Origin of the sequence: Robiginitalea sp. SC105 (genome assembly GCF_014243345.1) — a bacterium.
Taxonomy (GTDB): Bacteria; Bacteroidota; Bacteroidia; order Flavobacteriales; family Flavobacteriaceae; genus Robiginitalea.
This window is the reverse complement of record NZ_JACLZF010000002.1, coordinates 198,510-219,057: the sequence shown is the minus strand read 5'-3', so window position 1 is coordinate 219,057 and position 20,548 is coordinate 198,510. Positions and strand designations below refer to the sequence as shown.

General features: G+C 57.5%; 22 protein-coding genes. 10 read left to right on the top strand and 12 right to left on the bottom strand.

Going from position 1 to position 20,548, the window contains the following annotated elements; genetic code table 11:
• Window positions 1–20: 20 nt before the first annotated feature.
• Window positions 21–1,262 carry an ABC transporter permease gene (locus H7F20_RS10135; protein WP_185786069.1) on the bottom strand — a complete coding sequence of 414 codons (1,242 nt, stop codon included), beginning with the start codon at window positions 1,260–1,262 and terminating at the stop codon, window positions 21–23.
• Window positions 1,263–1,271: 9 nt separating this feature from the next.
• Here H7F20_RS10135 and H7F20_RS10130 point away from each other — a divergent pair, with 9 nt between their 5' ends.
• Window positions 1,272–2,480, top strand: a complete 1,209-nt coding sequence (locus H7F20_RS10130; protein WP_185786068.1) for a DUF1343 domain-containing protein — start codon at window positions 1,272–1,274, stop codon at window positions 2,478–2,480.
• On the opposite strand, the gene H7F20_RS10125 is transcribed toward H7F20_RS10130, so the two are convergent.
• Together H7F20_RS10125 and H7F20_RS10120 are read right to left on the bottom strand one after the other, a co-directional pair.
• Entirely contained in the window at window positions 2,477–3,361 is an 885-nt protein-coding gene (locus H7F20_RS10125) for a sterol desaturase family protein (protein ID WP_185786067.1), read from the bottom strand. The genes H7F20_RS10130 and H7F20_RS10125 overlap by 4 nt on opposite strands.
• 73 nt (window positions 3,362–3,434) lie before the next feature.
• Window positions 3,435–3,926: a YkgJ family cysteine cluster protein gene (locus H7F20_RS10120; RefSeq protein ID WP_185786066.1), complete on the bottom strand. Its 492-nt coding sequence runs from the start codon at window positions 3,924–3,926 to the stop codon at window positions 3,435–3,437.
• A gap of 70 nt (window positions 3,927–3,996) precedes the next feature.
• Here H7F20_RS10120 and H7F20_RS10115 point away from each other — a divergent pair, with 70 nt between their 5' ends.
• Both H7F20_RS10115 and H7F20_RS10110 read left to right on the top strand, forming a co-directional pair.
• Entirely contained in the window at window positions 3,997–4,704 is a 708-nt protein-coding gene (locus H7F20_RS10115; protein WP_185786065.1) for a bifunctional 2-polyprenyl-6-hydroxyphenol methylase/3-demethylubiquinol 3-O-methyltransferase UbiG, read from the top strand.
• Window positions 4,705–4,739: 35 nt separating this feature from the next.
• Entirely contained in the window at window positions 4,740–5,546 is an 807-nt protein-coding gene (locus H7F20_RS10110; protein WP_255444059.1) for a hypothetical protein, read from the top strand.
• 1 nt (window position 5,547) lies between these two features.
• On the opposite strand, the gene H7F20_RS10105 is transcribed toward H7F20_RS10110, so the two are convergent.
• Window positions 5,548–6,180 carry a 7-carboxy-7-deazaguanine synthase QueE gene (locus tag H7F20_RS10105; RefSeq protein WP_185786064.1) on the bottom strand — a complete coding sequence of 211 codons (633 nt, stop codon included), beginning with the start codon at window positions 6,178–6,180 and terminating at the stop codon, window positions 5,548–5,550.
• A gap of 106 nt (window positions 6,181–6,286) precedes the next feature.
• On the opposite strand from H7F20_RS10105, the gene H7F20_RS10100 reads away from it, so the two are divergent.
• The 5 genes from H7F20_RS10100 to H7F20_RS10080 all read left to right on the top strand — a co-directional run bounded on the left by H7F20_RS10100 (window position 6,287) and on the right by H7F20_RS10080 (window position 11,469).
• Window positions 6,287–7,795, top strand: a complete 1,509-nt coding sequence (locus H7F20_RS10100) for a helicase HerA-like domain-containing protein (RefSeq protein WP_185786063.1) — start codon at window positions 6,287–6,289, stop codon at window positions 7,793–7,795.
• 33 nt (window positions 7,796–7,828) lie between these two features.
• Window positions 7,829–8,377: a hypothetical protein gene (locus tag H7F20_RS10095; RefSeq protein WP_185786062.1), complete on the top strand. Its 549-nt coding sequence runs from the start codon at window positions 7,829–7,831 to the stop codon at window positions 8,375–8,377.
• Between the two features lie 102 nt (window positions 8,378–8,479).
• Window positions 8,480–9,994: a PD40 domain-containing protein gene (locus H7F20_RS10090; protein WP_185786061.1), complete on the top strand. Its 1,515-nt coding sequence runs from the start codon at window positions 8,480–8,482 to the stop codon at window positions 9,992–9,994.
• 108 nt (window positions 9,995–10,102) lie between these two features.
• A complete protein-coding gene (locus H7F20_RS10085; RefSeq protein ID WP_185786060.1) occupies window positions 10,103–10,954 on the top strand; it encodes an alpha/beta fold hydrolase in 852 nt (283 codons plus the stop codon).
• Between the two features lie 92 nt (window positions 10,955–11,046).
• On the top strand, window positions 11,047–11,469 hold the full coding sequence (locus H7F20_RS10080) for a VOC family protein (RefSeq protein ID WP_185786059.1): 423 nt from the start codon (window positions 11,047–11,049) through the stop codon (window positions 11,467–11,469).
• Between the two features lie 4 nt (window positions 11,470–11,473).
• Here the strand turns inward: H7F20_RS10080 and H7F20_RS10075 are convergent, their stop codons facing one another.
• The 6 genes from H7F20_RS10075 to H7F20_RS10050 are packed head-to-tail and all read right to left on the bottom strand — an operon-like array spanning window position 11,474 to window position 16,650.
• Window positions 11,474–11,665 carry a hypothetical protein gene (locus H7F20_RS10075; protein ID WP_185786058.1) on the bottom strand — a complete coding sequence of 64 codons (192 nt, stop codon included), beginning with the start codon at window positions 11,663–11,665 and terminating at the stop codon, window positions 11,474–11,476.
• A 43-nt stretch (window positions 11,666–11,708) separates the two neighbouring features.
• Window positions 11,709–12,680 carry an aldo/keto reductase gene (locus H7F20_RS10070; protein ID WP_185786057.1) on the bottom strand — a complete coding sequence of 324 codons (972 nt, stop codon included), beginning with the start codon at window positions 12,678–12,680 and terminating at the stop codon, window positions 11,709–11,711.
• 19 nt (window positions 12,681–12,699) lie between these two features.
• Window positions 12,700–13,731, bottom strand: a complete 1,032-nt coding sequence (locus H7F20_RS10065) for a DUF3500 domain-containing protein (protein WP_185786056.1) — start codon at window positions 13,729–13,731, stop codon at window positions 12,700–12,702.
• A gap of 32 nt (window positions 13,732–13,763) precedes the next feature.
• Window positions 13,764–14,252, bottom strand: a complete 489-nt coding sequence (locus H7F20_RS10060; protein WP_185786055.1) for a GNAT family N-acetyltransferase — start codon at window positions 14,250–14,252, stop codon at window positions 13,764–13,766.
• Window positions 14,253–14,269: 17 nt separating this feature from the next.
• Window positions 14,270–14,872 carry a DUF2306 domain-containing protein gene (locus H7F20_RS10055; RefSeq protein ID WP_185786054.1) on the bottom strand — a complete coding sequence of 201 codons (603 nt, stop codon included), beginning with the start codon at window positions 14,870–14,872 and terminating at the stop codon, window positions 14,270–14,272.
• Window positions 14,873–14,919: 47 nt separating this feature from the next.
• On the bottom strand, window positions 14,920–16,650 hold the full coding sequence (locus tag H7F20_RS10050; protein ID WP_185786053.1) for an alpha/beta hydrolase-fold protein: 1,731 nt from the start codon (window positions 16,648–16,650) through the stop codon (window positions 14,920–14,922).
• 171 nt (window positions 16,651–16,821) lie between these two features.
• On the opposite strand from H7F20_RS10050, the gene H7F20_RS10045 reads away from it, so the two are divergent.
• Window positions 16,822–16,983 (top strand): hypothetical protein, encoded by a 162-nt coding sequence (locus tag H7F20_RS10045; protein WP_185786052.1) that lies wholly within the window; start codon window positions 16,822–16,824, stop codon window positions 16,981–16,983.
• Window positions 16,984–16,989: 6 nt separating this feature from the next.
• Here the strand turns inward: H7F20_RS10045 and folD are convergent, their stop codons facing one another.
• Window positions 16,990–17,868, bottom strand: a complete 879-nt coding sequence (folD, locus tag H7F20_RS10040) for a bifunctional methylenetetrahydrofolate dehydrogenase/methenyltetrahydrofolate cyclohydrolase FolD (RefSeq protein WP_185786051.1) — start codon at window positions 17,866–17,868, stop codon at window positions 16,990–16,992.
• Between the two features lie 163 nt (window positions 17,869–18,031).
• Window positions 18,032–19,363: a signal recognition particle protein gene (gene ffh, locus H7F20_RS10035; protein WP_185786050.1), complete on the bottom strand. Its 1,332-nt coding sequence runs from the start codon at window positions 19,361–19,363 to the stop codon at window positions 18,032–18,034.
• A 187-nt stretch (window positions 19,364–19,550) separates the two neighbouring features.
• On the opposite strand from ffh, the gene H7F20_RS10030 reads away from it, so the two are divergent.
• Window positions 19,551–20,324: a DUF6090 family protein gene (locus H7F20_RS10030; protein WP_185786049.1), complete on the top strand. Its 774-nt coding sequence runs from the start codon at window positions 19,551–19,553 to the stop codon at window positions 20,322–20,324.
• Window positions 20,325–20,548 lie beyond the last annotated feature (224 nt).

Sequence of the window (20,548 nt, the reverse complement as noted above, 5' to 3'; positions counted from 1 at the left end):
CCGGGAGGCAGCAGTTGGGCCTAATCGAACTGTATGGCCCGCACCGGGCTGATGCGCGAAATGATATAGGAAGGCAGGAGCAGCATGAGCAGGCAGAGGAGCAATACCCCGAGGTTCAGCAGCAGCAGGGTGGGCACATCCATGTACACCGGGATGTATTCGATATAGTATTCCTCCGGGTTGGGGAATTTAAAGATCCGGTAGCGGTCCTGGATGGCCAGCAGGGCAAGGCCCAGCCCGTTCCCCCACAGCAAGCCGATACCGATCAGGTAGGCCGCGTTGTAGAGGAATACCTTGCGGATGCTCCAGTTGCGGGCCCCGAGTGCCTTGAGGATGCCGATCATCGGGGTGCGCTCCAGGATCAGTACGAGCAGGGCGGTGATCATGTTGATCCCGCCCACCAGGATCATGATGCCGATGATCAGGGCAATGTTGAAATCGAACAGGCCGATCCACTCAAAGATCTGGTAGTACTTGTTGATGATGGTCTGGGTATCCAGGTTGGAGAGCGTCTTGCCGTAGATCTCCGCACTCTTCTCCCGGATGTCGTCGAAGTTGTCCAGGAAGATCTCGAAGTTGCCAATCTGGTCCGCCTCCCACCCGTACATCCGCTGGATGTGGCGGATGTCCGCAATGACATAGGTGGCGTCGAATTCCTCAAAGCCGCTGTCAAAGATCCCAGCTACCCGGAACCGCCGCCGGTTGGGGACCCGTGAAGGGTCTTCGTCCTTGAGGAAAAGGCTGTTGAATTCGCTGCCAACCTCCAGGCCCAGCCGATTGGCCAGCAGGCGCGAGACCAGCACATCCTCGCCCAGTTCCCCCGTATAATCCGGCAGCTCGCCTGCCACCAGGAATTCCCGGAAAGCGGTCCAGTCGTAGTCCGGGCCCACCCCCTTGGCGATGATCCCCTCAAAGGTATCCTCCGTGCGGATAATCCCGGCCTTGGTGGCGACCGCCTGGATGTGCCGCACCCCGTCCGTCAGGTTGAAGTCCGGGTAGAATTCCTGATCCCGGGAGATGGGTACGACCGATACCTGGGACGCGTTGTTGTCGTAATTGTATATCTGGATGTGGCCGTTAAAGGCGGAGACCTTCTCGCGGATCTTGTGTTTGAGCCCCACCCCCGTGGCCAGGGCGACGATCATCATCAGCAGGCCCAGGGCAATGGCCGCAATCGCTATTTTAATGATTGGGGCGGAAATAGTACTTTTATGCTCCTTACTCCCGATCAGCCGCTTAGCGATGTATAACTCTAAATTCAATACCTGCCTGTGTTAGCCGCCATCAAAAATACGTTATTTGCGCTATTCCTGGGCCTCGCAGCCTGCGGAAGTTCCAACGGACAGCCCCAGGACACGCCCCGGGCCGAAACCCCCGTTGTGGTGGGCGCCAACCGTACCGGGAGCTATTTCCCGCTGCTGAGGGGAAAGCGGCTTGCCCTGGTCGCCAACCAGACCTCGGTGATATTCCGGGACGGGGGCGGGCCAGTCCACCTGGCCGATTCCCTCCTCGCCTCCGGGATGCAGCTCAAACGGGTATTTGCACCGGAACACGGTTTCCGCGGACAGGCCGATGCCGGGGAACACGTACAGGACGGGACGGATGTCCGGACCGGCCTACCGATCGTCTCCCTGTACGGGGCCAACCGAAAACCGGGGAAGGAGCAACTCGAGGGTCTGGACATGGTGGTGTTTGACATCCAGGACCTCGGGGTGCGGTTCTACACCTACATCGCCACCCTCCAACTGGTCATGGAAGCCTGCGCGGAAGCGGGGATACCGGTGCTGGTCCTGGACCGGCCGAACCCGAATGCGGATTTTGTGGACGGCCCCATCATGGAAAAGGAACACATGGGTTTCCTGGGGATGACGCCCATCCCACTAGCCTACGGCATGACCATAGGCGAATATGCCGAAATGATCAACGGGGAAGGCTGGCTGGAAGGGGGCGTAAAAGCCGACCTGACCGTGATACCCCTGGAATCGTACCGTCGGGATATCCCCTACGAGCTGCCGATCCCCCCCTCCCCCAATATCCCAAACACCCAGGCGGCCCGGCTCTACCCGAGCCTGGGGCTGTTCGAGGGGACCACAGCCAATGCCGGCCGGGGCACCGACTGGCAATTCCAGTGTTTCGGGGCCCCGTACCTGGACCCCGGGCATTTCGGGTTCAGCTACACCCCCCAGCCCAATGCGGGTGCCAGCCATCCCAAGCATGAAGGCGTACGATGCCACGGGAAGGACCTGCGACAGGTGGAGCCGCCCAAAGCCGTGGATCCCCGCTGGTTGATCGAGGCCTTTACCTTCCGGGATACGGGTTCCGAATTCTTTATCACCAGCGGGTTTACGCGCCACGCGGGCACTGCCCTTTTGCAACAGCAGATCGAAGGGGGGATGAATGCGGAAGCAATCCGGGAATCGTGGAAGCCCGGGCTGGAAGCGTTCCGGGCCGTCCGGGCCCGGTACCTGCGCTATCCTTAAGCGGGGGTGTTCTCAGCCGGGGTACGAACCCCGGGGGTATCGGTCCTGCCGGCCCCGGTAGTGGTGGGTTTCCGGTATTTGTGGAAGGGTTGGCGCAACAACCCCCAGACACTTCCGTTTTCCCTGCGGTCCGGGAAAGTGTCCACCCCGTAAATGATCGCCTCCCGGTCGAGTTCCCTATAGGTGCCCAGTAACCGGTCCCAGATCGAAAAAATATTCCCGTAGTTGGAATCCGTATAGGGCAGGATGTAATGGTGGTGCACTTTGTGCATGTCCGGGGAAACGACAACCCAGCTAAGGGCTTTGTCCACCTTCCGGGGCAGTCGGATATTGGCATGGGTAAACTGGGTGGAAACCAGGGACAGCGACTGGTAAAGCATCACGATTCCGATGGGGGTGCCCACGAGCAGGACCCCGACCAGGGTAAATGCAAAGCGGATCAGGCTTTCAATGGGATGGTGGCGGTTGGCGGTGGTGGTATCCACTTCGTGGTCCGTATGGTGGACCAGGTGGACCATCCAAAGCGGCTTGACCTGGTGTTCCACATAATGCGCCAGCCAGGCCCCGAAAAAATCGAGCAATACCACCCCCAGCAGCACATAGGCCCAGAGCGGTAGGCCGGGGATCCAGTTGATGATCCCGAAATCGTTTGCCCGGGTCCAGTCGCTCGCCTTGAGCAACAGGAAGGCCAGGGAAAAGTTCACCACAATTGTGGTCAGCGTAAAAAAGATATTGGGTAGCGCATGCCGCCATTTGCGGTAGTTAAAGCGCATCAACGGGACAGCGCCTTCCAGCAGCCAGAAAAATGTAATGCCGCTGACCAGGATGATGCTCCTGTGGGAAGACGGGATGGTTTCAAAATAATTCAGCAGGGATTCCAAAAGCGATGTTTTAACCCCATAAATATAAGGGATTTTCCACATTCCAACCGGCCCTTTATCCCCGGGGTGCCCGTCAGGGCAGGCGCTTTTTCATTTCCTCCACAATCCGGAATGCCGCAGGGCAAATGGCTGTATTCTTCAGGGTCAGGGATCCGATCTGGTGGAACTTCCGGCGGTCCGTATGCGGATATTCCCGGCAGGCCCTGGGCCGCACCTCGTAGATATGGCAGAAATTATCCTCTCCCAGGAAGGGGCAGGGCACCTGTTGCAGGACCTGGTCCCCGTCCTCGTCCACCCGCAGGTACCGCTCGGCAAAAGCCCCGGGTTTCATCCGAAGGTGGGCAGCAATCCGGCCGATATCCCCCTGGGTGAAGAGGGGGCCCGTGGTCCGGCAGCAATTCCCGCATTCCAGGCAGTCGGTCCGCTCAAACTCGGCCGTGTGCAATTCCTGCATCAGCTGGTCCAGGCCTTTGGGTGGCCGTTTTTTCAATTTGGACAGGAACCGCCGGTTTTCGGCGTATTTCTCCGCCGCCCGCTGGGGTAGTTTTTCCAGATCGTCATCCATGGGGTCGCTTCATTAATTTGTACATTTGGCGGGTTCCGTACCCGTTACGGATTCCTCAAAGGTAGGACCTATGGACGTTTATGGAAAGGCCTTGCTCGATTATAGCCTGGGGGAGACGGGGAAGGAACTGGTGAGCCATTCCTCCCTGGGCGAATCGGAAGCCGTCCCCCCCGCCTATTTTTTCAGGGGGTTCCGGGACATGCCAAAACTGGAACAACGGGCCCTGGAACTGGCCCGGGGCAGCGTTCTCGATATCGGTTGCGGCGCAGGTAGCCACAGCCTTTACCTGCAGGGGAAGGGGCTGGAGGTTACAGCCCTGGACAGTTCCCCGGATGCCATCCGGGTGGCCACAGACCGGGGGGTGTCCCGTGCCGTCTGTGCCGATATTGCGGATTTCCGGGTAGGGGATTTCCAGACCCTGTTGTTATTAATGAACGGGGTTGGCCTTGCCGGGACCCGGGCAAACCTGGCGCCGTTTTTGAGGCACCTGAAAGGGTTGCTCGCATACGACGGGCAGATATTGCTGGATTCAAGCGATATCATCTATATGTTCGACGCAGATTCCGACGGAGGTGTCTGGGTGCCCGGCGACCGGGAATATTACGGGGAGGTCACCTATTGGTGGGAATACGGGGGAAAGCGCAGCAAACCTTTCCCCTGGCTTTTCGCCGACTTTGATACCCTGGGTGAATATGCATCCATTGCCGGCCTTCGGGCCGAATTGCTCCGAAGGGGGCCTCATTACGATTACCTGGCGCGGCTCACCCCCGCCAGATAAGAAACCGTTGGAAACAACGTTAACTTAAAAAAACCATGATGAAAGAGATCAATCGCCCACTGGCCCTGTTGTTTTTGCTGATATCCCTTGGGTGCTCCAAAGACGAGGCACCCGTGGTGGTACCTATTGACAGGTCGGCCAACCTGCTGGCAACCGGTGACAGTGCCACCGATTTCCTGACCAATACCGAATTTGACGCCCTGCGTGTACAAATTGCCTATGTCCAGGGCTTCAGGCCCCGTGAAGCCACCCTTGACGACATACGGGAATTCCTGCTGGCACGCACCTATAAAACCGATATTTCCTATGAATTCCTGCCGCTCCCAGCTACCGGTGAAGAAAGCCTGAGCCTGACCGAAATCGCGAACCTGGAAAACGAAAACCGGACCCTGTACAACGAGGGCAGCGCCCTGGGCCTGTATATCTTCTTTGCCGATGCGCCCGCGGATGCGGATATGGAGGAGGGGGAAAACATCGTCACCCTGGGGGCCGTTTACCGCAACACCTCCATGGTGGTGCACGCAACCACCATCCGTGAAGTCGCCTCGCTTTCGAATCTCCTTGAAGTGGCCGACGTGGAAACGGCGACCATCGGCCATGAACTGGGCCACCTATTTGGCCTGGTGGACCTGGGCACGCCCGAAGTCAATCCCCATGAGGACCCGGAGGCGCCCAACCACTGCAACGAGGCCGACTGCCTGATGCAGGCCAAACTCGAATTTGGCGGGGGGATGGCCAAGATGCTGGAAAACCGAACTGCCAAGGGGTTGGCGGCCGTACCATCCCTGGGCCCGGAATGTATCCTGGACCTGGTGAATGCCGGTGGCAGGCCAATCAATTGAATCAGGGGATATTCAAATACTTATGGGTCTGCAGGGACACCCGCCATTTCGGGTGCTGCATCACGTAATCGACGATCAGCGGGGTGACCTTATCCCTTACGCTCCATTCCGGCTGCAGGTATAACAGGCAATCCGGCCCTGCCTGCGCCGCATGCTCCTCGGCAAACTTCAGGTCGTGGCGGTTATAGACAATCACCTTGAGCTCGTGTGCCCGCTGGTGGATGTCCCCCACCGGGGCTTTGTTTTTTTTGGGTGAAAGGCAGATCCAGTCCCAGGTACCCGTCAGCGGGTAGGCCCCGGAGGTTTCGATATGGATTTTCATGCCGCGGGACTTCAGGCCCGCGGTCAGCGGGTCCATATCCCACATCAGGGGTTCCCCCCCGGTCACGACAATCGTATCTGACGCCGCCGCGGCATCCGTGATGATCTTGTCAACAGGTGTCGGGGGATGCAGGTCGGCATTCCAGCTCTCCTTCACGTCGCACCAGTGGCACCCCACGTCGCAACCGCCCACCCGGATGAAGTAGGCTGCGGTCCCTTTGTGGAAGCCCTCCCCCTGGATCGTGTAGAACGCTTCCATGAGGGGAAGCATGAGCCCCTTGTCTACCTGCTGCATGACTGCTGCTTTTTCCATGCCGCAAAGATAGTGAATCCCGGACGCCCGGACAGGGCCCGGGGCCGGAAAGGAATTGTTTTACTATTCTGGGTAATTCCCCTATTTTTAACCCAAAATCCAGCCTATGTCCAGCGCGGAATCCTTCCGGGAACATATCGAAACCGGGTATCAGTGCAAGGGGGACTTCATCACCGTGGGGGCCGCCATGCTCAACGGCGAGGCCCTGACCGGCGCCCATGTAAATATCCCGCTCAAAACCATGAACCGCCACGGCCTGATTGCAGGCGCCACGGGTACCGGAAAAACCAAGACCCTGCAGGTGCTCGCCGAAAACCTCTCGCTGAAGGGCGTCCCCGTTCTGCTGATGGACCTCAAAGGCGACCTGAGCGGGCTGGCGAAACCCAGCCCGGGCCACCCCAAGATCGACGAGCGGATGGCCCAGATCGGGCTCGACTTTGAGCCTGACTCCTTCCCCGTTGAAATCCTGACCCTCTCCGAACAGGAAGGCGTCAAATTGCGGGCCACGGTCTCCGAATTCGGGCCGGTGCTCCTCTCCCGTATCCTCGACCTTTCGACCGTGCAGGAAGGCATCGTGGCGGTGATTTTCAAGTATTGCGACGACAACAAGCTACCCCTGCTGGACCTCAAGGACTTCAAAAAGGTGCTGCAGTATGCCACGGGCGAGGGCAAGGAGGAATTCGAGGAGAGCTACGGGCGGATTTCCACCAGCTCTACCGGTACCATCCTGCGGAAGGTCATCGAGCTCGAACAGCAGGGGGCCGACCTGTTTTTCGGCGAAAAATCCTTTGACGTGGACGACCTGACCCGGATAGACCCCCGGGGCCGCGGCTATATCAACATCATCCGCCTGACGGACATCCAGGACAGGCCCAAGCTTTTTTCCACCTTCATGCTGAGCCTGCTGGCGGAGATCTACAGCACTTTTCCCGAGCAGGGAGACAGTGAACGCCCCGAACTGGTACTGTTCATCGATGAGGCCCACCTCATTTTCAAGGAGGCCTCCCGGGCTCTGCTGGACCAGATCGAAAGTATCGTCAAGCTGATCCGTTCCAAGGGGATTGGCCTGTATTTCGTGACCCAGAACCCGACGGATGTCCCCAACGAAGTGCTGGCACAGCTGGGGCTCAAGGTCCAGCACGCCCTGCGGGCATTTACTGCCCGGGACCGCAAGGCGATCAAGCTGACAGCCGAAAATTACCCCATCTCCGAATACTACGACACCAAGGAGGTGCTCACCTCCCTGGGAACCGGGGAAGCACTGGTTTCGGCCCTGGACGAAAAGGGTCGTCCCACCCCCCTGGCCGCTACCCTGATGCGGGCCCCGATGAGCCGCATGGACATCCTCACCGAAGCGGAACTCCGGGACGTGATCCAATCTTCCGGTATCCGCAGCAAATACAACGAGGTGATCGACCGGGAAAGCGCCTATGAAATGCTGAATGAAAAAATCGAAAAGGCGGAGGCAGAAGCTGCCCGGGAGGAAAAATCCACCGCAAGGCGAAGTACCCCGTCCGGGCGCCGGTCCACCCGCATGAACCCAGTGGTCAAAGTGCTGACCAGTGCAACCTTTATCCGGGGGGTGCTGGGCGTACTGAAAAAAGTTATCCGATAATCCTTTTCCGAATCCCAGTCTAACCATTTATCCATGAAAAAACTGACCTTCCTGCTCGCCATTGGCAGCCTGCTCGTTGCGGGTTGCACTACGGACCCCGCGGCAGACCCGTTCCTGATTACCCAGGACCAGGTTGGCAAATTGCACCGGGACCATACCCTCTCACAGCTCGACAGCATATACCGGGCAGACTCCCTGGTCCGGGACACCACCCGGTCCCAGCTCGGTTCCGCCAGCCGGATCGAGGTGTATGAAAAAGGCGGCAAACACTTGCTGACGCTGAGCCCTGCCGGGGACAGCCTGAACCTGATCGGCAATATCCGCGTCCACGACAAGCGCTTCACAACGGACAAGAACATCTTCCTTGGGAGTACTTTCGGAGAGATTAAGGAACAATATGAAATCCGGAAGGTGATTACCTCCCTGAACAACGTTCTGGTCCTTTTGAAAGGAACCGATGTCTATATAACCATCTCCAGGGAATCTTTGCCGGCCTCCCTCCGCTATTCGCGGGACCCGATTGAGGCCGTGCAGATACCGGACTCCGCCCCTGTCAAGTATCTTATGGTAGGCTGGGATTGATTCCCTGATTGGGAGGGCTCATTTTAGCCACCGACCCGTATTTTTTCATATCTTTTCAAAAGCCGGGCCCGGGAGGCCCGCGCCATCCTTAAAACCACCTCCATGACCTCTCCAATTCGCCGTTTTACCGCAGCTGCCGCTCTGGCAATCTGCCTCTTTGCCTCTAATTCCATGAATGCCCAGTCCGCCCCGGGGGCCTTTGACAGGAACCAGGACATCGGTCCGGTGCGCATCCCGGGCTCGGTAGCCTTTGAACCGGAAACAGGGGTCTACCGGATTACCGGCTCAGGGACCAATATGTGGCTTGGATCAGACGAATTCCATTACGCCTGGACCAGCGTGCAGGGCGACTTTATCCTGCGGGCCGAAATGGCCTTTGAGGGCAACGGGGCAGACCCGCACCGGAAAATCGGGTGGATCGTTCGGGAATCCCTGCGGCCGGATGCTGCCCATGCCAATGCCTGCCTGCACGGCGACGGCCTGGCCGCCCTGCAGTTTCGGAGCGAAACGGGGGCAGAGACACAGGAAGACAGCCTGGAAACAAGAAACCCGGATGTGGTGCAACTCGAACGGCGGGGGAACACCTTTACCATGTCCGTGGCCCGGATGGGGGAGCCTTTTGAGTCGGTCAGCCGGGAACTGGAGCTGGATTCGGAATTGTTTGCCGGACTCTATGTGTGTTCGCATAACCCGGAGGTTGCCGAAACGGCCACTTTCCGGAACGTGCGCATCGTAAAGCCCGAAGACCCCGGGGATACCCCCTACCGCGATTACCTGGGCAGCCGCCTGGAGGTGCTGGACCTGCAGACGGGTCTCCGTAAGGTGCTCTTTTATTCGGCCCACAGCATACAGGCGCCCAACTGGACCCCGGACGGGAAAACACTCATCTACAACTCCAACGGCTACCTCTACACCTACGACCTGGAAAGCGGCCGCATCGGGGTGCTGAATACAGGCTTTGCGAATTCCAACAACAACGACCACGTGCTGCTCCCGGATGGCAGCCGGATCGGCATCAGCCACCACAACCCGGATGATGGCGGGGTGTCCTCCATCTACCACCTGCCGATATCCGGATCGGACAACCCGGAAAAGGTGACCGGGGAAGGCCTTGGTGCCTCCTACCTCCACGGTTGGTCCCGGGACGGGAAAACCATGCTGTTTACGGGGAACCGCAACGGGCAATACGACATCTATGCCGTGGATGTCGCCAGCGGGGAGGAAACCCGGCTGACCGACGAGCCTACCCTGGACGACGGTTCGGAATACAGCCCCGACGGGGAGTGGATCTACTTCAACTCGAACCGCACGGGCACCATGCAGATCTGGCGCATGAAGCCGGACGGGTCCCAACAGGCCCAGCTGACCACCGACCGCTTCAACGACTGGTTTCCCCATGTTTCCCCTGATGGCAAACAGGTGGTGATGATCAGTTTCCCCACGAGCGTCCCCTCCGGGGACCACCCGTTTTACAAACACTGCATGCTGCGCATCATGCCCTACGAAGGCGGGACACCCCGGGCGATTGCCTACGTGTATGGCGGACAGGGGACCATCAACGTACCGAGCTGGTCGCCCGACAGCCGCTATATCGCCTTTGTCACCAATTCCGATTGACCCCGCACCCGACCACCTTGGGATTAGGGCTGGAATCCGCTTTGGGTTCCCGTGAAAACCGCGTAATTTTGCCCCGTCTTTAACGACCGCCTGCTTAAAACGATGCATATGGCAACCCGGGGAAACGCAAAAAAAGCCCTGCTGGTCCGGGCCTACGGGACCTATTTCAACCTCCTGTCCTATATAGACCGCCGGGCCGCCGGCCGGCGGGCCCTGCTCACCTTTTCCAAAGTGCGCAAAGGCCGGATCCTGCCGGAGCAGGAAGCCTTCCTATCGCCGGCAAAAGACCGGGTGCACCACATCGCCGGACACCGGATACAGGGATATCGCTGGCCGGGCAACGGCCCCAGAGTTTTACTCCTTCACGGTTGGGAAAGCAATGCCTTCCGCTGGAGGAACCTGATCGCCTTCCTCCGGGAGGCCGGCTTTGACATCATGGCCTTCGATGCCCCGGCACACGGGGATTCCAGCGGCGATTATTTCTACGTCCCTGTTTACACGGAATGCGTGGAATACCTGGTGCAGCACTACCAGCCGGAAGTAGTGGTGGGCCATTCAGTCGGGGGGACGACCGCCCTGTACCACAACTACAAATACCCGAATGAATTCGTGGAGAAAATCGTCACCATCGGCTCTCCTTCGGAATTGCACGAGATCATGCAGAGCTACCAGTCCTTGCTGGGTTTTAACAACCGAGTGCTGGCTGCCCTGGACGAACAGGTCCGGGAAAAGTTCGGCTTTGGTATCCGGGAATTCTCCACTTCAGAATTTGTGAGGGACAACCAAAAGGCCGGCCTGCTTTTGCACGACAAACACGACCGGATTGCCCCCTTCGAGGCTTCCCGCCGCGTCCATGAAGCCTGGGAAGGCAGTGAGCTGGTCCCCACGGAGGGGCTTGGCCATTCCATGCACCAGGAAATGGTCAACCGTCGCATCGTGGATTTCCTCCTGAAGCAGTAGACCCCTCCGAAAGCAGTAAACCCGTTCAAAATCCCTGCAGGAAGCCTGTTTGCAGCGGGCGCTTTTTCGTATTTTTGAACCAAAACGGAAACATGCAAAACGTTACCCCTTTCCACGTGGCGATTCCCGTCCACAACCTGGCCGAATGCCGGAAATTCTACAATGAGGTCCTCGAATGCGAAGAAGGCCGCAGCAGCGACCACTGGGTGGACTTCAACCTTTTCGGGCACCAGCTGGTGATCCATTACAAACCCAAATCCGAAGAGGCCCTGCACACCAACCCGGTGGATGGGAAAAATGTCCCAGTGCCCCATTACGGGGTGGTCCTCCCCTGGGAGGCTTTCCAGGACTTTTCAAAGAAACTCGAGGGTAAGGGGGTTGATTTTGTCATTGAACCCTATATCCGGTTCAAGGGGGAAGTCGGGGAACAGGCCACCATGTTTTTCCTGGACCCTGCGGGAAATGCCCTGGAATTCAAGGCATTCCGGAATATGGACCAGCTCTTTGCCAAATAGGGCCCTATTTGCCGTCGCCCTTCTTCTTGCCGAACTTTTCCATGGCGAGCAGGAACAAGGCATAAAAAACGCCGAAGGCCAGGGCGTATTTGGATTCTTCCAAAAAGGCTTCCGGGGTGTACACACCCCCCAGGACCAGCTTAAAAATATAGAAAAATACTGCCCCGAAGGCGGCGCGGAGAACAATCCGTTTCATCTGTTTCCTTTTTTACGGGGTCCCGATTGAACGGACCCGCCGTTTATTGCGACCAGGAAGTAGGTACCCGGTCCCACCGGTGGTCCTTGAGTTTTGCCAGTAAGCCCTGCGGCAACCCTGCGCCATCACTGGTAGCGGTATTGGCCATCACGTGAGGCGCTTTGCGCATGCCGGGGATGATCGTGCCCACATCCGGGTTTTCGAGGATAAACCTAAGGGCCATTTCGGCCATGGTCATCCCCTCCGGCACCAGGGGCCGCAACTGGTCGGCCCGGTCTGCAGAGGCGTGGAGGTTCTCGGGCACAAAGTAGGTGGCCCGCCAGTCACCTTCCGGGAACACGGTGTCCCGGGTGATGTTACCGGTCAATGTCCCCTCGTCAAAGGGAACCCGCGCAATCACCCCGATCCCGTTCTCACGGCAATAGGGAAACAACGCATCTTCCGGCGCCTGGTCAAAAATGTTGTAGATCACCTGTACGGCATCGATCAGCCCGGACTCCAGGGCACGCATCCCGTTCTCGGGCTCCCAGCGGTTCATGCTGATGCCCATGGCAGCGATTTTTCCTTCCGCCTTGAGGTCTTCCACGGCCCGTTTCCATTCATCCCGGTCCGCCCAGCGGTCGTCCCAGGTGTGGAACTGCATTAGGTCAATCCGCTCGGCACCCAGGTTTGTCAGAGTTTTTTCCGTGTACTCCCGGATATGTTCCGCCGGATAGGACTCCTCCAGGGAGTACTCCGGTTTTGCAGGCCACTGGAAGTTTTTGGGCGGGATTTTACTGGCCGCATAGAGATTTTTCCCGGGATGGCGCCTGAGGAGTTTTCCCAGCAGGCGTTCGCTGTGGCCTTCGCCATATCCCCAGGCCGTATCAAAAAAAGTTACGCCCTGTTCCACGGCCAGGTCCAGGGAACGTTCCGATTGGGTATCGTCGGACCCTTTCCAGCCTGCCATGCCCCACATGCCATATCCGATTTCGCTTACTTTCCAGCCGGTCCTTCCGAAGGTTCTGTATTTCATGTCCTAGTTTTTTGTTTTTTCAATCATGGTGTTCTTCCCCGTAGTGTTCCCTCAAAAAATCCTCCGCAAAATCGTTGGTCAGGTCCCGGACAACGGTATGCACGTGATTGGCATTGTTCTGGGTGTTGTCGTATTCGATGATCAGCATGGGCCCCTGAATGCGGTAATAATGCGGCAAACCCCATCGGGTACCCCCTGCCCAGGCAAAATAAAGGTTTTCCAGCCCGGCATCAACAATCTTCCGGCGGAACGTCTCTGAAAAATCAAATATATAATTCCCGATATAGACTTCCAATAATTCGCGGAGGGCCGCTTGCTGGGTCGGGGTGAGTTCCTCATATCCGATACCCATGGGCTCGAGGAGCGCTATGTCCCGGTCTCTGCCCGTGACAATTTCCTTCAGGGCCGTTTCCGAAAACCGGGCTTTGGCCATCTGAGCCTCAGAAAAGGACCCCAACAGGTCGAGGGCGAGGGTGCTTTCCCGTTTCAGGACCTGTTTGCCACGGGACGGCCCAACCGGCACAATGGCCGGGTTCGATCCCATAAAAGACGGGGTCGACGATACGAGCAGCCCCTTTCCCGAGGTAAAGTTCAGCGAGAGGTGGTGTCCTTCAAAACGCCAGCCCCAGGCAGCCTCGGGTGAAGGTTCCCCGAAAATGCAAAAGTGGTAGTTCAGTGGGTCGCGAACCGGGGAGCCATCCGGAAATTTGTAATCTTCCCCCATGGCGATAAGCACCTCCTCAAGTCCCATGATTTCCGTACTCTTCCGATACCCGTTGTCACTCAGGCTGGCACGCAGCAGGGCCAGGGCCGCACTTTTCTGGCTGGCGTCAAAATCATGGAAAGTGGGCCCCTTGCGTCCCGGCAGGGGCACAAAATGGAAGTTTTCCCTTTCCGCATCAGACATTGGGAACTGGGCTGCCCGTCGCAATTCGGGTGAGAGGCTGTTTAAAAATGCCCGGGCGTTTTCGGACAGGTCCTGCGAAGCCAGGTCGTTTGCCGTACCGAAAGCCAGGGATAAAACGGCAAGGCAGTTGATCAGTTTTTTCATTTTCATTAGTTAGGTCTGTTAAAGGTTCTCCCTTAGGTCTTTTCAAGGTTCTCCCTGCTTTTTTTGCCTGCTGCTTCCAGGTGCTTTTCAAAGCAAACGCTGTTGTCGACACCCTGGTAAGGCGGGTAATTCGGGATGCGCAGGTACCCGTGCTTTTGGTACAGGGCGATGGCCTCCGGTTGCCGTTTCCCGGTCTCGAGTACCACGCGGGTGACCCCGTCTTCCCATGCCCAGGCTTCCAGGAGCTCTAAAATGTGCCCGGCAATGCCGCGGCCGCGGTGGGAAGGCCGTGTATACATCCGCTTTACTTCCACACTGCCGGCCCCGAATTCCTTGAGGGCCCCGCAACCCACTGGCAGCGTTCCGTCAATAAGCACCACCACCCGGTTGAGGGCTTCGACCCCGTTAAACTGATTGTAGAACGCATGGTCCGGGCCATCCCGCTCTGCCAGCTCCGCATTCAGGGCCTGGACCAGGGTACGGAAATCCGGGTTATCAGATGTTGTCCTCAGGGTTGTCAATCTTTAAAAATAAACATTTAGCCCAGTTCCATTCCCCTGTGGCGGACCCAAAAGTAAGCAAACACCAGGTTGGGCACCCAGCACAACCAGGCTACGATTTTATAGGCAGGCAGGAAGTCGCCCAGCGCAAAGGTCAGGACGGGCATCCAGATCCGGAGGGTCACCGCGGCAAAGCAGGCGGCATAACTGTATACCATCCAATGACCGTGTTCATTGTAGCGTCCCTGCCGGACAGCCCGGTAAGCGCGGAGGGTAAAAAAGATCCAGGAAACCCCCAGCAGGAAAAAACCCAACCCGGGGATCCATCCGCCCGTGGCAAAGAATGACAGGTATACGGCGCATACGCCGCTGAGCAGGACGGCCACGAGATACGTGGTGCCCAGCGCCCGGTGCCAGGACAGGTAGTTCCGGCGGATGCGGCGGCTGAACTGGGTCCAGCCCGTAAGCAGACTCAGCCCGCCGAAGGAAATATGCCCGTAAAAGGCGAGGCGCCAGGTTACCTGCCCGAACAATTCATCGCTTTTGGAGGCGAGCAGGCCCATATCCCGTTCCATACCCGCATACACCAAAGGGTATAGCCCGATGGCGATGGCCAGGGTGCCAAATGCGATCCAGGCCATTTTGTTGGTTGTCGTTTTCCAGCTCATTTTTTTCCGACAGTAAATAGCTAACGGTACCGCCAGCTGCTCAGGTCGGCCCCTGCCGGGGCCGATTTGGCAATGCGGTCCATGATCTTGGGCACGTACATGCTGTTGTAACGGAGCCGGCTGATATGGTTGGGCAATTCCGGGTCCCCGTTCCAGCAGTGTTCTGCCCGGTCCCCGTAAAGCACTTCCCCTTCGTAATACGGATCGGTGGTTTGTTCCAGGAAGTCCTCCATCAGGTAGACGGCGTTATTCAGGTAATAATTGTCCATGTCCCCGCAATAGATGTGGATCTTCCCGCGGAGGGAAGGGCCGAGTTTGTCCCAGTCCCGTTCCAGGATGTGGCGGAGGTCGTAATTTTCCCGCCAGTAGGCAGCCACTTCCGGGTCGATCTCCCCTGTGGCCTTGTCCCAGATCCGCCGGGGGTAGCCATCGGGCCCCTGGGGGGAATAGGTGGCCTCCCAGATATCCCACTGCTGGCCGGAGCGGCTCTTGTCGCCCAGGACGGCCTCCAGGTGGTTTTCCTCCCTTATGGTGGACTGAATATTGCCCAGGTAGTCCCGGTGGGCGGGCACCTCCAGGTCTTTATGGTCGCTTTCGTACCAGTAGGCATTTTTGTCTTCGTAGATATTTGTCAGGCAATAGGCCCTGAAATCGATGGGATCCGGACAGGCCGCAAAGCAGCCGTTGTATTCCTCCGGGTATTTGACCTGCACGGCCAGGGCCTCCCACCCACCGGTGGAACCCCCGTAGAGGAAGCGGGCCCAACCCTGGCCCAACCCCCGGAACTGCTCCTCGATATACGGGATCAGCTCGTAGGTAATGGCATCCCCGTACGGCCCCTGACTAGCCGAATTTACCGCATAGGAATCATCGTAGTAGGGTGTCGGGTGCTGAATTTCAATAATCAGGAAGCGGGGGAACTCCGGGGAATTCCAGCGCTGGTAAAAATCATAGGCTTCCTGCTGCTGGATGATGTTGTACCCTTCCACGCCAAAGCGCTCGGAATACTCCGGCTCCAGGTCCGGGTCCGGGGGGGTGGTGCGGAAACCGCCAAAATCCGACGGGAAATGCCCCTGGAACACCATGAGGGGGTAGCGCGCTTCCGGATGCTCCTCGAACCCTTTCGGCAGCAGCACGTGCGCCCCCAGGTACATGTCGCGCCCCCAGTACTCGGACAACCGCTCTGAACGGATCCTGATATGCTTGATCCAGGGGGTATCCTCCGGCTCGGGGATGGGTGGTATCTTCTGGTCCATAACCAGCTCCAGGCCGGTGATGCCGTCTTCGGTTACCGTAACGGTCACGGGCTGGCTGTACAGGTTGCCGGGCGATCGGTTCCATTGCTGGCCTTCCCCGTTGTCCATGGGGAGCTTGACCGTGTGCCCGGTGGAGAGGTTAAACGTCTCGTAAACATGCAACAGGGCCTGGGCGCGGTATTCCCCGGGGGGTACGCTGCCCAGGTCCGGGTAGGGAAAACCGGGCTCGGCGCCCGTAAAATTCCGGGATTCCCCGGGGGCCATCCCTTCCACGTTCATCCCGAAAATCAACTGGGTCTTCAGGCCCGAATTGATCTGGAACCGCGGCTCGTTTTCAGGGTCGTCGGAAAGCATCAGCAGGAGCCGCCCGTCCAGGGGCACGTCGCTGACGGCACTGGAAAAGGATACGGCTACGTCGGCCGCAGGTTTATCGGCCTGTTTGCCGCAGGATATAAGCAGCAGCAGGGCCAGTAAAGTGGTTGGTAGGTGGCGCATGGATTGAATTTTCCATCAAGATACGAGTTTTTGTGAGGCGTCCCCCCCGGTCCGCCGTGATTTTCACTCCCGGCAAATGGCGCCCCCCGTGCCCTGCCGTTCATCGAAAAAATCACAAGAATTCCCCCCGCGCGCCGTTAGAAACTTATAAACCCACGAAATTCAACCGCTATGAAGAAATTTGCACTGGGAATGGTTTCAGCCTTCTTCGCCCTCTCCCTGGGCAGCTGCACCAATGACGAAACGGATCCGGAATTCGATACGCTCACCCCGAACGAAGAGCAGACGCAGCTCCATCAGGAACCCGGCATCGAAAAGCAGGACGGCAGGTAACCTGATTCAGGCCCGGTGCCGCTGTCGGGCAAGCAGGGTGTTCTTCAGCAACATGGCGATGGTCATGGGGCCCACCCCCCCGGGTACCGGGGTAATATAGGAAGCCTTTTTGCTGACGGTTTCAAACTCCACATCCCCGCACAGGTAATAGCCGCGTTCCCGGGTTTCGTCCGGGACCCGCGTGATCCCCACATCGATCACAACGACGCCTTCCTTCACCATATCGGCTTTCACAAAGTTGGGCACGCCCAGGGCGGAGACGATGATATCGGCCTGCCGGGTGAGGTCGGCCAGGTTTTTGGTGCGGCTGTGGGCCAGGGTGACCGTAGCGTTCCCCGCCGGGCCTTTCTGGCTCAGCAGGATGCTGATCGGGCGCCCGACGATGTGGCTGCGGCCGATCACCACGGCGTGTTTGCCGGATGTCTCCACCCCGTAACGCCTCAGCATTTCCATGATGCCATAGGGGGTTGCCGAGATAAAGGTTTCAAGTTCCAGTGCCATCTTCCCGAAGTTGGCCGGGTGGAATCCATCCACGTCCTTATCCGGGTCCACGGCCATCAGGATTTTCTGTTCGTCTATATGGGCAGGGAGCGGCAACTGGACGATGTAGCCGTCGATGTCCGGGTTTTCATTGAGTTCCCGGACGATGGCCAGCAGCTCTTCCTCCGTGGTGGATTCCGGCAGTCTTTTCAGGGTGGATTCAAAGCCGATGCGTTCGCAGGCGCGGACCTTGCTCCCCACATAGGTCAGGCTGGCGCCATCCTCCCCGACGAGTACTGCCGCCAGGTGCGGCACCTTCTCCCCCCTTTCCTTCATTTGCGCCACATCGGCTGCAATTTCATCCTTGATTTCGTTGGAGAGCTTTTTACCGTCTAGAAGGTTCATCTGGTTGGAATTTGATAATGGCGTTTTGGAACTGGGTTTCGAAATTTCGGTTATTGGAACCGGGTATGGGACTTAGATTGTGACTCTTGAATTTGAATTTTAGGCTTGAGGCCTGATCCTAAGGTTTGGGATACCGCATGTATGGGAGCTCCCCGCATTCCCCTCAGGGTTTCATCTGCTGCATCATCTGCATCATCTTCTTGCCGCCGCCGCCCTGCATCATCTTCATCATCTTGCTCATCTGGTTGAACTGCTTCAGCAGCTGGTTGACCTCCTGGATGCTGGTGCCGCTGCCCCCTGCGATCCGCTTCTTCCGGCGCGCATCCAGGATAGAGGGGTTGGACCGTTCCTCCGGGGTCATCGAATGGATGATGGCTTCGATATGCTTAAAGGCGTCGTCGTCTATGTCCATGCCTTTGAGCGCCTTCCCTGCACCCGGCAGCATGCCGATCAGGTCTTTCATGCTCCCCATCTTCTTGATCTGCTGGATCTGGCTCAGAAAATCGTCGAACCCGAAGCGGTTCTTGGCAATCTTTTTCTGGATCTTCCGGGCCTGCTCCTCGTCGAACTGCTCCTGGGCGCGTTCCACCAGGGATACCACATCCCCCATCCCCAAAATCCGGTCGGCCATACGCGAGGGGTAGAACACATCGATAGCGTCCATTTTCTCTCCCGTCCCGATGAATTTGATGGGCTTGTCCACCACCGATCTGATGGAGATGGCGGCCCCGCCCCGGGTATCCCCGTCGAGCTTGGTGAGCACCACCCCGTCGAAATCGAGCACGTCGTTGAAGGCCTTGGCTGTGTTCACCGCATCCTGCCCCGTCATCGCATCCACCACGAATAGCGTCTCCCCGGGGGTGACTGCGTCCCGGATATTGGCAATCTCGGTCATCATCTGCTCGTCCACGGCCAGGCGGCCGGCGGTATCGATGATCACCACGTTGTGGCCATTTTGTCTGGCGTGGGCAACACCGGCCTTAGCGAGCTTTACCGGGTCTTTTTCCTCCTTGTCGGAATACACCGCAACCCCCACCTGCTCCCCGACCACATGCAGCTGGTCGATGGCTGCCGGACGATACACGTCACAGGCTACCAACAACGGGTTTTTGGTTTTTTTGGACTTGAGGTAGTTGGCGAGCTTGCCCGAGAAGGTGGTCTTACCGGAGCCCTGCAGCCCCGACATCAGGATTACGGCCGGGCTGCCCTGCAGCTCAACCCCCTCGGCTTCACCCCCCATCAGTTCGGTGAGTTCGTCCTTGACGATCTTGGTCAGCAGCTGCCCGGGTTGCAGGGTGGTGAGTACGTTCTGGCCAATGGCCTTTTCCTTGACCTTGTTGGTGAATTCCTTGGCGATCTTGAAGTTGACGTCGGCATCCAGCAGCGCGCGCCGGATCTCCTTGGTGGTCTCCGCCACATTGATCTCCGTAATCTGCCCGTGCCCGCGGAGCACGTGCATTGCCTTATCCAGTTTCTCGCTTAAGCTATCGAACATATTGGGCCGTGTTTTTCAGGAGTTGCAAAGGTACGGAATGACGATGAATATGCATAAAGGGGAACCTGCAGCTGTACGAATTGATTCGGGGGTGCTCCTGGCCGATTTCAAAGTCGCTGCAAATCTCATTATATTCCCCCTGAACACCTGCCCTGGGAACCCTAAATCGGGATATATAAATAGAGAAATGGCAAAATTCCTGCGGCCTTACCGGCTAAAACTTATCACTCAAATCCGATCCTATATCAGCAGGCGGTGGTATTCCTACCTGTTTTATGCCCTCGGCGAGATCGTGCTGGTGGTTATCGGCATTCTGATTGCCGTGCAGATCAATGGCATGAACGAGGCGCGGAAACAAAAAGAGGATGAGATCGAAAGCCTTTCGGAGATCCTGACGGGCCTGCAGAACACCTGGGAGGAGGTCATCCTGGCCCTGGAGCAGGAAAAGCGCTGGCGTGCCTGCAATTATGCCATTCTGGAGCACCTGGATAACCAAAGACCCTACGACCCGGAACTGGACCAGTGCTTCGGTTGCTATTACTGGTCGCCCACGGTACAACTATCCACCTCGGCCTACGACCAGCTCAAGATCCGCGGCCTGGAACTCATCTCCAATACCGAACTCCGAAATGCCATCACCCATATGTTCGATTCCCAGTTTGACGTGTTGAAATCCGAAATCGAGACCTGGGATTCCCAGTTGCTGAGCTCTACCATCTATCCGATGCACACCAGGTTGTTCCGAAAATACTATCCAGAGGGCTGGCAGGTTTTTGAGGATGAATTTGCAAAGCCCGTCGACTACGAAGAACTGCTGCAAAACGACACGTACAAGAATATCCTCTCCGAGATTATTTCACTCCGGAATTACGGCATCACTACCAATACGGCCCTGAAAGCCGACCTCGAAGTGTTGATCGCGGCCATTGAGGAGGAACTTGAAACTTTGCGAACCGGTTGAGATGTTGGCCGAGCAGTTGGAATAGATTGCATGTGATCGATTCCTGGTTACCCCCCTTATAAGAACTTAAAAAACCCCTCACCATTTAGCGAATCATCATCCATTAAGGATTTAATTATCATTAAAATAAATTGCAAGAATGCGTGTTATAAATATTTTTTTATGTTTTTAGTTGTCATATACATTAATTATTTGCCAATTACTTGAATATTTTATACCTTTTT

Bases quoted from the DNA above. Each gene is read 5' to 3' on its own strand.
- H7F20_RS10120 (WP_185786066.1), bottom strand. From the start codon at position 3,926: ATGGATGACGATCTGGAAAAACTACCCCAGCGGGCGGCGGAGAAATAC.
- H7F20_RS10115 (WP_185786065.1), top strand. From the start codon at position 3,997: ATGGACGTTTATGGAAAGGCCTTGCTCGATTATAGCCTGGGGGAGACG.
- H7F20_RS10110 (WP_255444059.1), top strand. From the start codon at position 4,740: ATGATGAAAGAGATCAATCGCCCACTGGCCCTGTTGTTTTTGCTGATA.
- H7F20_RS10105 (WP_185786064.1), bottom strand. From the start codon at position 6,180: ATGGAAAAAGCAGCAGTCATGCAGCAGGTAGACAAGGGGCTCATGCTT.
- H7F20_RS10100 (WP_185786063.1), top strand. From the start codon at position 6,287: ATGTCCAGCGCGGAATCCTTCCGGGAACATATCGAAACCGGGTATCAG.
- H7F20_RS10095 (WP_185786062.1), top strand. From the start codon at position 7,829: ATGAAAAAACTGACCTTCCTGCTCGCCATTGGCAGCCTGCTCGTTGCG.
- H7F20_RS10090 (WP_185786061.1), top strand. From the start codon at position 8,480: ATGACCTCTCCAATTCGCCGTTTTACCGCAGCTGCCGCTCTGGCAATC.
- H7F20_RS10085 (WP_185786060.1), top strand. From the start codon at position 10,103: ATGGCAACCCGGGGAAACGCAAAAAAAGCCCTGCTGGTCCGGGCCTAC.
- H7F20_RS10080 (WP_185786059.1), top strand. From the start codon at position 11,047: ATGCAAAACGTTACCCCTTTCCACGTGGCGATTCCCGTCCACAACCTG.
- H7F20_RS10075 (WP_185786058.1), bottom strand. From the start codon at position 11,665: ATGAAACGGATTGTTCTCCGCGCCGCCTTCGGGGCAGTATTTTTCTAT.
- H7F20_RS10070 (WP_185786057.1), bottom strand. From the start codon at position 12,680: ATGAAATACAGAACCTTCGGAAGGACCGGCTGGAAAGTAAGCGAAATC.
- H7F20_RS10065 (WP_185786056.1), bottom strand. From the start codon at position 13,731: ATGAAAAAACTGATCAACTGCCTTGCCGTTTTATCCCTGGCTTTCGGT.
- H7F20_RS10055 (WP_185786054.1), bottom strand. From the start codon at position 14,872: ATGGCCTGGATCGCATTTGGCACCCTGGCCATCGCCATCGGGCTATAC.
- H7F20_RS10050 (WP_185786053.1), bottom strand. From the start codon at position 16,650: ATGCGCCACCTACCAACCACTTTACTGGCCCTGCTGCTGCTTATATCC.
- H7F20_RS10045 (WP_185786052.1), top strand. From the start codon at position 16,822: ATGAAGAAATTTGCACTGGGAATGGTTTCAGCCTTCTTCGCCCTCTCC.
- folD (WP_185786051.1), bottom strand. From the start codon at position 17,868: ATGAACCTTCTAGACGGTAAAAAGCTCTCCAACGAAATCAAGGATGAA.
- ffh (WP_185786050.1), bottom strand. From the start codon at position 19,363: ATGTTCGATAGCTTAAGCGAGAAACTGGATAAGGCAATGCACGTGCTC.
- H7F20_RS10030 (WP_185786049.1), top strand. From the start codon at position 19,551: ATGGCAAAATTCCTGCGGCCTTACCGGCTAAAACTTATCACTCAAATC.